The 9003-nt window shown below is 69.0% G+C and carries 9 protein-coding genes; 4 read left to right on the top strand and 5 right to left on the bottom strand.

Going from position 1 to position 9003, the window contains the following annotated elements; all coding sequences use genetic code 11:
* Positions 1-27: 27 nt before the first annotated feature.
* The 3 genes from ACESMY_RS02915 to ACESMY_RS02905 all read right to left on the bottom strand — a co-directional run bounded on the left by ACESMY_RS02915 (position 28) and on the right by ACESMY_RS02905 (position 3773).
* Complete coding sequence (locus tag ACESMY_RS02915) at positions 28-1104, bottom strand: sensor histidine kinase (protein WP_372781979.1); 1077 nt, start codon at positions 1102-1104, stop codon at positions 28-30.
* A 177-nt stretch (positions 1105-1281) separates the two neighbouring features.
* Complete coding sequence (locus tag ACESMY_RS02910) at positions 1282-2958, bottom strand: ATP-binding protein (RefSeq protein WP_372782296.1); 1677 nt, start codon at positions 2956-2958, stop codon at positions 1282-1284.
* 152 nt (positions 2959-3110) lie between these two features.
* Positions 3111-3773: a nitroreductase gene (locus ACESMY_RS02905; protein ID WP_372781977.1), complete on the bottom strand. Its 663-nt coding sequence runs from the start codon at positions 3771-3773 to the stop codon at positions 3111-3113.
* An 80-nt stretch (positions 3774-3853) separates the two neighbouring features.
* Between ACESMY_RS02905 and mtgA the strand changes: the two genes are divergently transcribed.
* Positions 3854-4579 carry a monofunctional biosynthetic peptidoglycan transglycosylase gene (mtgA, locus tag ACESMY_RS02900; RefSeq protein WP_372781975.1) on the top strand — a complete coding sequence of 242 codons (726 nt, stop codon included), beginning with the start codon at positions 3854-3856 and terminating at the stop codon, positions 4577-4579.
* A gap of 453 nt (positions 4580-5032) precedes the next feature.
* On the opposite strand, the gene ACESMY_RS02895 is transcribed toward mtgA, so the two are convergent.
* Positions 5033-5692 carry a LytTR family DNA-binding domain-containing protein gene (locus ACESMY_RS02895; protein ID WP_372781973.1) on the bottom strand — a complete coding sequence of 220 codons (660 nt, stop codon included), beginning with the start codon at positions 5690-5692 and terminating at the stop codon, positions 5033-5035.
* Between the two features lie 38 nt (positions 5693-5730).
* On the opposite strand from ACESMY_RS02895, the gene ACESMY_RS02890 reads away from it, so the two are divergent.
* Positions 5731-5886, top strand: coding sequence for a hypothetical protein (locus ACESMY_RS02890; protein WP_372781971.1), 156 nt, complete (start codon positions 5731-5733; stop codon positions 5884-5886).
* A gap of 37 nt (positions 5887-5923) precedes the next feature.
* On the opposite strand, the gene ACESMY_RS02885 is transcribed toward ACESMY_RS02890, so the two are convergent.
* Positions 5924-6580: a lysoplasmalogenase family protein gene (locus tag ACESMY_RS02885; protein WP_372781969.1), complete on the bottom strand. Its 657-nt coding sequence runs from the start codon at positions 6578-6580 to the stop codon at positions 5924-5926.
* Between the two features lie 145 nt (positions 6581-6725).
* Here ACESMY_RS02885 and ald point away from each other — a divergent pair, with 145 nt between their 5' ends.
* Positions 6726-7838 carry an alanine dehydrogenase gene (gene ald / locus ACESMY_RS02880; protein ID WP_372781967.1) on the top strand — a complete coding sequence of 371 codons (1113 nt, stop codon included), beginning with the start codon at positions 6726-6728 and terminating at the stop codon, positions 7836-7838.
* A gap of 83 nt (positions 7839-7921) precedes the next feature.
* The gene (locus tag ACESMY_RS02875) at positions 7922-8809 is read left to right on the top strand and encodes a dienelactone hydrolase family protein (protein WP_372781965.1); all 888 of its coding nucleotides are present in this window, start codon (positions 7922-7924) and stop codon (positions 8807-8809) included.
* Positions 8810-9003: the final 194 nt, after the last annotated feature.

Below are 9003 nucleotides of genomic sequence, written 5' to 3'. Positions count from 1 at the left end.
GGTCGCCGGATTCTTTCCGCCACACCCCTAGGCCGCGGGGCGTTCGACCGCCTCGGCGTCGGCGTCGTCCACGAGGGCGATCTGGGTGTGGGCGATGGCGACCCGGGTTCCGGGGTATGCCGGCTCGTTCACGACGGTGGCCTGTAGTTGCGCGGCCAGGGCTTGGACGATGCTGGTGCCGAGGCCCACGTGGATATCGGCGGGGTTCGTCGGCATGCCCACGCCGTCGTCGGACACCGACAGCACCCAGTTCGGCCCGTGGAACTGGCAGTCCACCGTCACCTTGCCATGCCGGCCGTGCGGGAAGGCATGCTTCAGGGCGTTGATCACCAGTTCGGTGACGATCAGGCCCAGGCTCACCGACACCCGGTCGTCCACCACGCCCCCCGACCCCGTGACGACCAGGGAAATCTGTTCGGCGTCGCCGATCATCGAGGCCGCGATGCTCTCGCAGAGGTTCGTGAAATAGGTGTGCAACTCCACCGCCCGGTCGCCCGACCCGGCGAGTTGGCGCTCGAGGGCCGCGATGGACATCACCCGGTGATGAGCGTCCTTCAGATGGCTCCGTGTTTCGTCCGATTGGGTCTTCTTGGCGTTCTGCAGGAGGACGCTGGCGATGATTTGCAGGCTGTTGGCGACGCGGTGACGGACTTCGCGCAGCAGGATCAGGTTCTGCCGAAGGGCGTCGTCCTTCAGCTGGGCGTCGGCGCGGGCCTCGGTCACGTCGGTGACCGCGATCAGGAGGCGCAGGTTTTCCTCGTCGAGATAGACCAGCCGCTGGGCGTTGATGATCAGACGACGGGCGCCCTGTCCCGGGCGACCGAGGTCCATCTCATAGGCTGCGATCTTCGCTGAGCCCGATCGGGTTGCGTCCAGAAGCGATCGAAGCTGCGGCGTGTCCCATTCGCCGACGCCTAGGTGGGACAGCTGGCGGCCGGGGGCGTTCTCCGCATCGATCCCGAAGGCCTCCGAGAACGAGGCGCTGGCGGCGAGCACATTGAGATCGCCGTCGAGCAGCAAAAGGGGCCCGGGCGACGACACCACGATCGCCAGGGTCAGGCTCAGCGCGGCTTCTTCGGAGTAGGTTGGGGTCTGGGCAGCCACGGCTGACCCTTCGGAACGACTGGAGGCTCGCGAAGCGAAAGCCGTACCCAGCAATATTTTGGGAGTACTGGGCGACCAACAAAGACCGCTGCCCGACTATATAACACAACTCGCGGTAATTCGTTGCATTGCACAATATTTTGTTTGTCGGGTCGTAGTCTTCGAGCCGCTCGCGCCTCACCCTGTCCGGTTCGCGCCAGCCCCATCGAGAACTTGCCGGACCTTCAGCGCCAACTGCTCGAAGGTGAACGGCTTAGGCAGGAACGCCACATCGGCGTCGAGGATTCCGTTGTGGACGATGGCGTTGCGCGTATAGCCGGTGGTGTAGAGCACCTTGAGGTCGGGCCGGCGCTTCAAGGCCTCGTCGGCCAACTTTCGGCCGTTCATGTCGGGCATGATGATGTCGGTGAACAGCAAGTCCACGCGCGGCTGCATCTCCAGCACCGCCAGGGCCTGGCTGGCGTCCGAGGCCTGGACCACCGTGTAGCCAAGGTCGCGCAGGGCGTCGACCGAGAGGTGGCGTACGCGCTCCTCGTCCTCGACCACCAGGACGATCTCCTCGCCCACCGCGCGGGGCGTTTCCGCGAAGGCCTGGGACGCCGGGCCCGCCTGTTCCGCGGCCTTGCTGCGGGGCAGGTAGAGCTTCACCGTCGTGCCGACACCCGGCTCGGAATAGATCTTCACATGGCCGCCGGACTGCTTGACGAAGCCGTGCACCTGGCTGAGCCCCAAGCCGGTTCCGCGGCCGACGCCCTTGGTGGTGTAGAAGGGGTCGAAGGCCCGCTCGACGACCTCGGCCGGCATGCCCGCGCCGGTGTCGCTCACCGAGACCATGACGTACTGCCCGGCGGTGACCTCGTCGTGCTGCGAGGCGTAGACGTCGTCCAGGTGCGTGTTGCCGGTTTCCAAGGTCAGCTTGCCGCCGTCCGGCATCGCGTCGCGGGCGTTGACGCACAGGTTGACGATGGCGTTCTCCAGCTGGCCCGGGTCGGCGAAGGTGTTCCACAATCCGCCCGCCAGCACGGTCTCGACCTTCAGGTGCTCGCCAACCGAGCGGCGCAGCAACTCCGACATGCCGCCCACCAGCTTGTTGGCGTCGAGCACCCGGGGCGCCAGCGACTGCTGCCGCGAGAAGGCCAGCAGGCGGCCGGTGAGCTGGGCCGCGCGTTGCGCCCCGTCCATCGCGGTGTCGATGCAGGCCTCGGCCCGCGCCGGGTCATCGGGCATCCGGCGGCGCGCCATGTCCAGCGAGCCGATGACCACCGCCAGCATATTGTTGAAATCGTGGGCGATCCCGCCGGTGAGCTGGCCGACCGCCTCCATCTTCTGCATCTGGCGCACCTGCGACTCGGCCGCCGCGCGGCTGGCGGTTTCCGCCGTCAGATCGCGATGAGCTTGCTCCAGAGCGGTGTGGGCGCTCAGCGCCTCGGCCAGGCGTCTGCGGCCATCGCGGAAGGCGACGATCCCCAGGATGAGGATCACCAGGGTGCTGAGCGCCAGGGCGGCGGTGACCAGCCTGGCCTGAATCCGCACCTTGGCGGTCTGGCCGGCCAAGAGCCGCTCTTCCTCGCCCCGCATGGCCCGCACCAGGACGCGGATCTGATCCATCAGCGCCTTGCCACGGCCCTCACGGATCACCGAGACGGCGTCAGCCGTGTCGCCGCGCTCGTAGGTTTCCAGAACCTGGCGGATGGACGTTTCGCGCTCGCCTGAAAGCGCGCGCAACCGCCGCGCGGCCGCGAGCTCGCCCGGATTGTCGGCGAGCATGGCGTCGAGGGTATCGAAGTCGCCGGTCAGCCGGGCGATGGCCGCGTCGTAGGGTTCGAGGTAGTCCGTAGGCCAGCTGCTGCTGATCCGCGAGCACGATGGCGGCGAGCACGGTGAGCGCCAGCAGGGCGAAACCGACGACCAGGGCGATCAGCGGACGATCCGACTTCACGACGGGCATGGGCCGGTGATGCTTCGAAATCCGCCGCCTGACAAGTCGCTAGCCGACGTAACCGCCGCTATTCGAAACCGCGCAGTTCGCCCCACAGCTCGAACCCGTCGCGGCTGGCTTTCAGCGTGTTGATGGCGTGCTCGGGATCGCGGTAGCCCAGCGCCATGCCGGCGAACACCATGTGGTCGTCCGGCAGGCCCAGGAATCCCGCCACCGTCTTCGGATAGCGCGCCCAGTATTCCTGGGGACAGGTGTCCAGCCCGCGCTCGACGGCCAGCAGCATGACGTTTTGCATGTACATGCCCAGGTCCGCCCATTGCGGCGGCCCAAGCTTGCGGTCGAGGCAGAAGAACAGGCCCACCGGCGCCCCGAAGAATTCCCCGTTCTTGGCGAGCTGCCTCAGGCGCGCGGGCTTGTCCTCCCGCGGGATGCCGATGGTCGCATAGAGGTCCTCGCCGTTCTGGAAGCGCCGTGTACGGAACGGCTCCCAGAGGTTCGGCGGATAGACCTCGTATTCCGGCGCCTCGCCGAACGGGTTGGCCGCCGCCAGCGCCTTGAACTCCGCCAGCGGCTCGCCGGCCAGGCCATAGACCCGCCAGGGCTGCAGGTTTCCGCCCGAGGGGGCCTGGGCGGCCCGCACCAGGATCTCGGCCACCACCTCACCGGCCACCGGCTCATCCCGGAAGGCGCGGATGGAAATGCGCCGGGCGACGGCTTCCGAGACGTCCATGGACTGGCTCCAGCTTGACGGCCTGACGCGGCGCAGCCCAGCTATCCACCACGCCCTAAGGTCAAGGCAAGGACGCCCGCTTGGCCAGCCGCCCGCCATCCCATCGCACGCCCCCGCGCCGCGGCCTGTTCGGCCGGCTGTTCCGCTGGGCGCTGGTCCTGGTCCTGGTCTTCGGCCTGATCGGTCCCGTGGCGGTCGTCGCGGTCTACCGCTTCGTGCCCCCGCCGATGACCTTCCTGATGGTCGAGCGGATGGTCGAGGGCCACGGCTTCGACCGGCGCTGGGTCCCGCTGAACCGCATCTCACCGCAGTTGGTGCGCAGCGTCATCGGCGCTGAGGACGCCCGGTTCTGCGAGCACCACGGCTTCGATTTCAACGCCATCCAGAAGGCCATGGCGCACAACGAAGCCGGCAAGAAAATCCGCGGCGGCTCGACCATCAGCCAGCAGACCGCCAAGAATGTCTTCCTCTGGCCGCAGCGCGACTGGGTCCGCAAGGGGCTGGAGACCTGGTTCACCGTCCTGATCGAGGGGATCTGGGGCAAGCCGCGGATCATGGAGGTCTATCTGAACTCCATCGAGTGGGGCCCGGGCGTCTATGGCGCCGAGGCCGCCGCCCAGCGCAATTTCCACATGAGCGCCGCCCAGCTCGCCCCGGCCCAGGCCGCGCGCCTGGCCGCCATCATCCCCAAGCCGCTCGCCTGGAAGGCCGCCCGGCCCGGCCCCTACATCCAGAAGCGCGGCGGCCATATCGCCGCCGCCGCCGGGACCGTCCGCCGCGACGGCCTGGCCGACTGCGTCCTCTAGGGCGCTCCAGAGCCCCGCCCGTCCTGGCGCCCGCGTTGCAGCGGGTCTGACCAACTGTGTCGGTCTGGCCCTAAACGGGACAGGCCGGTTCTTGAACACTCTCGCAGGCCCGGGTTTCCCGAGCCGGCGAGCGGTCGCCAAAGCCCTCGGGCCTCGGCGGTCCTGGTGCGGTTCGCCGCGCCCAACACAGGCGGGTGGCCCTCCAAAACCGCCTGATCGAAGGAGCCCTCCAGCTCTGTGTGGTAGAGTAGCGTAAGCGCCGCCGGGTCCCCGCCCGGCGGCGTTCCCTTTTGCGGCCGGCCCAGGGCGGGGCGGCCACTGGGCAAGCAGCCGCCCCTACGCGACACCGGAGCCCTGGAGATGTAGAGAGGGTTCGGCGACACGCGCACACCGAAAGCATCAGATAACGCTGTTGTTCCTATGTCGACGTCCCGACTCCGGGAGCCTCGCGCGTCAGTACCAACCTTCGCGCCGGAGCGCCGGGGCGTAGGTTCGGCTGACCGGGGCCTTGACGCCGTCCTTGAGTGTGAAGCACGCGCGGCCGCCGCCTCGCGTCACCCCGACCACCGCGCGCCGCGCCACCCACCACGAGCGGTGGGTTTGGGTCCCCTCGGCGCCGTCCAGTTCGGCCACCGCGTCGCAGAGGCGCATCAGGATCAAGCCGGACCCGCGGTCGGTATGGATGCGCAGGAAGTGGTCGTCGGCCTCGAGGGCGAGGAGTTCGGCGCCCCGTAGCCGGGGCGGCAGGCGGTCGAGGAATTTTGGCGGCGCGGCGCTCTGGACCGCCGCGCGCCGCACCCGCCGGCGGCCGGCGCCGGTCCGCCGATCGGCCAGGGCGTTGATGGCGGTCATGACCACGGAAAGGGCGAAGACCGACCCGGCGAGGCCCTCGAGCGACCGGAGCCTGAGGGGGTGTCCGAAGGCCGCGGCGGTCACCGTCCAGACCAGCAGCATACCCGGCAGGGTGAGCAGGCCGACCAGGATCGCGGCGCTGAGCCATGGGCGCTGCGCCAGCCACAGCGCGCGCTTGATCAGACCGAGCGCGACCTGCGCCCACAGCGTGCCGGCCAGCAGCAGGCCGCACCAATAGACCGTCCGCGCGACGGGGGGCACATCGCCGGCTGGCTGAGGGCTATGAGGCCGACTTCCTGGTGCTCGAGCGCGATCCGATCGCCAACCTCGACAATCTCCGTTCGATCGTGCTCAGGGTGAAGCAGGGCCGGCGCCTGACCGTGCCGGCGGCCATGCTCAAGCGGCCGAGCGCCAACTGCCTCGAACTCGGCCCGCCGCCCAAGGCCGGGCGCTGACGATCCCCGCCCCCCGCGAAAGGCGCGCTGGGGCCGCCTAGATCGGCGTCTCGGCCAGGCTCCGCGTCACCCCCACGCAGACCAGCGCCTGGCCGCCGAAATAGAGCGCCCAGATAGCGAACCCGACCCACGGCGCGCCCGCCAGCGTCCCCATCCGCGCGAAGATCAGCTCGTCGGAGACCAGGAACATCATCGCCCCCAGGCCCACCCACATCCGCGGGAAGCGGCTCAGCCAGGCGCATACCGCGGCGGCCGCGCCGACGCCGGCATAGAGCGCGATCCCCGCCGTCCCCGACCGGTCGGTGGGCAGGAGGTAGGCCAGGTTCGCCGCCTCCAGCACGAACAGCGCGCCCAGCACCCAGCGCCCCCACGAGCGCCCCGGCCGCCCGTTCTTCAGGTAGAGTGCGATGGCGATCAGGTGGCCTGCGAAGAACGCCACGCCACCGACCGTCAGGCTCACCGCGCCGAGCAGCACGTCGCCCGCCGCCCCGAACCCCATCACCGCGCAGAGCAGCCAGCCGTCGAGGCTTCGCGCCCGCAAGGCCGCATAGACGGTCAGGAGGCCGACGCCCGCACCCTTCCACGTCAGGCTCGCCGCCTGGGTGAGCGGCAGATGGTCCGCCGCCAGGTAGCTCACGCCCGCGGCGATCGCCGCCGCCAGCGCCAGCCTCGCGGCCGCCTCACGTCCCGCCATGCGACCGCTCCCGATTCCCCAGCGGCCAGACTAGGGCGGCGGGCGGACATCCGTCACCCACGCCGCGCAGACTCGGGTTGACGAAAGAAGCTCTTCCCCTCAAACCGCGCTCCACAAGCAAAAACCCACCCTACCGGAGGCCTTCATGCGCGTCGGTGTGCCCCGCGAGATCAAGCCGGACGAATACCGTGTCGGCCTCACCCCCACCGCGGTGCGTGAATATGTGAGCCACGGCCATGAGGTCGTCGTCGAGACCACCGCCGGCCAGGGCGCGGGCTACCCGGACGAGGCCTATGTCCGGGCCGGCGCGAAGATCGTCCCCGACGCCGCCGCGGTGTTCGAAGCCGCCGAGCTGATCGTGAAGGTCAAGGAGCCGCAGGCCGTCGAATGGGCCCGCCTGACCGACAAGCACATCCTCTTCACCTACCTGCACCTGGCCCCCGATCCGGCCCAGGCCGACGGCCTCCTGGCCTCAGGCTGCGCGGCCATCGCCTATGAGACCGTGACCGACGCCAATGGCGGCCTGCCGCTGCTGGCGCCGATGTCGGAAGTGGCCGGCCGCATCGCGGTCTTCTCGGCCGGCGAGACGCTCCTGAAGCATAACGGCGGCATGGGCCTGCTGCTCTCCGGCGTTCCCGGCGTGCCGCCGGCCCGCATCGTCGTCCTGGGCGGCGGCGTGGTCGGCATGAACGCCGCGCGCATGGCCGCCGGCCTCGGCGCCGAGGTGGTGATCGTCGAACGCTCGATCCCGCGGATGCGCGAGCTCGACAACATGTTCCAGGGCCGCATCCTCACCCGCTATTCCACCCAGGACGCGGTCGACGAGGAGATCCTCAAGGCCGACGTGGTGATCGGCGCGGTGCTGACCGCCGGCGCCTCGGCGCCCAAGATGATCCGCAAGGCCGACCTGAAGAAGATGAAGCCGGGCTCGGTCCTGGTGGACGTCTCCATCGACCAGGGCGGCTGCTTCGAGACGAGCCGGCCCACCACCCACGCCGACCCCACCTACACGGTCGACGGCGTGGTCCACTACTGCGTGGCCAACATGCCGGGGGCGGCGCCGCGGACCTCCTCGGAGGCGCTGGTCCACGCCACGCTCTCCTTCGGCCTGGAACTTGCCGACAAGGGCCTCGATGCGCTCAAGAAGAACAAGCACCTGGCCAAGGGCCTCAACGTGCTCAAGGGCCAGGTAACCCACCCGGCGGTGGCCGAGGCGCTGGGCAAGCCGTTCACCGACCCCTACGGCGCCTGGAAGTAGCGCGCGGTCCCTCTCGCCTTCCCGCAATAACGCCGTAACATTGGCGGCCACCCCTACGCGGCGAAAATCGGGAGGAGACCACCATGTGTGACGACGAAATCCATCAGGGCGGGGCCCAGGGCCTGACCTACGATCCCGGCGTTTCGCGCAGGGGCTTCGGCCTGGCCGTGGCCGCGACGGGTCTGGCCAGCGCCGCCCACGCCTCGCCCGACGTCACCGAGAAGGACGTCGACATCAAGACCGCCGACGGCACGGCCGACGCGGCGCTGTTCTATCCGGCCGGCAAGGGCAGTTGGCCCGCGGTGCTGATCTGGACCGACATCCTTGGCCTTCGCCCGGTGTTCCGCGACATGGGCCGGCGTCTCGCCGCCCAGGGCTATGTCGTGCTGGTGCCAAACCCCTTCTACCGGGTGAAGCACGCGCCGATCGTCGATCCCTCGCTCGACTTCAACAAGCCCGAGGACCGGGCGAAGATCCTGGATCCGGCCAACCGCAAGGGCATGGACGCGCCCGGTATCGACCGCGACGCAAAGGCCTACATCGCTTTCCTCGACGCGCAAGCCCAGACCAACAAGAAGAAGAAGGCCGGCGTCCAGGGCTATTGCATGGGCGGCCCGCTGACCTACCGCACCGCCGCGACCGTGCATGACCGCATCGGGGCGGCGGCCACCTTCCACGGCGGCGGCCTGGTCTCCAAGGACCACGCCGACCCCTTGAGCCCGCACAACCTGATCCCGCAGATGAAGGCCACCGTCTATTCCGCCGTCGCCGACAACGACGACAAGTCGCAGCCGGACGCGAAGGACGTGCTGAAGGCCTCCTTCGCGGCGGCCAAGATTCCGGCCCGGGTCGAGGTCTACGACGGCTGCGCCCACGGCTGGTGCGTCAAGGGCAGCGCCGTCTACAACGAGGCCGGAGCCGAGCGGGCTTGGAGCGAACTCACGGCGCTCTACAAGAAGGCGCTGGCCTAGGCGCCTTCGCCCTCTTCGCAGGGAAATGAACGCCGCGGGCCCGATACCGGCCGGATCGGGCCCGCGATGCTACTCGCCCGAGAGGGGAATTCAGTCTAGCCGCTCTCAAGTGGTTGATTAACTATCTGTTAAGGCTATCATAGATCCCGGATCGACTTAATGTCGAAAGTTGACATTGGTCTTGTTGAGTAATG

This window comes from Phenylobacterium sp. (genome assembly GCF_041691455.1).
Classification (GTDB): Bacteria; Pseudomonadota; Alphaproteobacteria; order Caulobacterales; family Caulobacteraceae; genus Phenylobacterium.
Note: the sequence above shows the minus strand (reverse complement) of the source record. Positions and strands in the feature narration are given on the sequence as shown.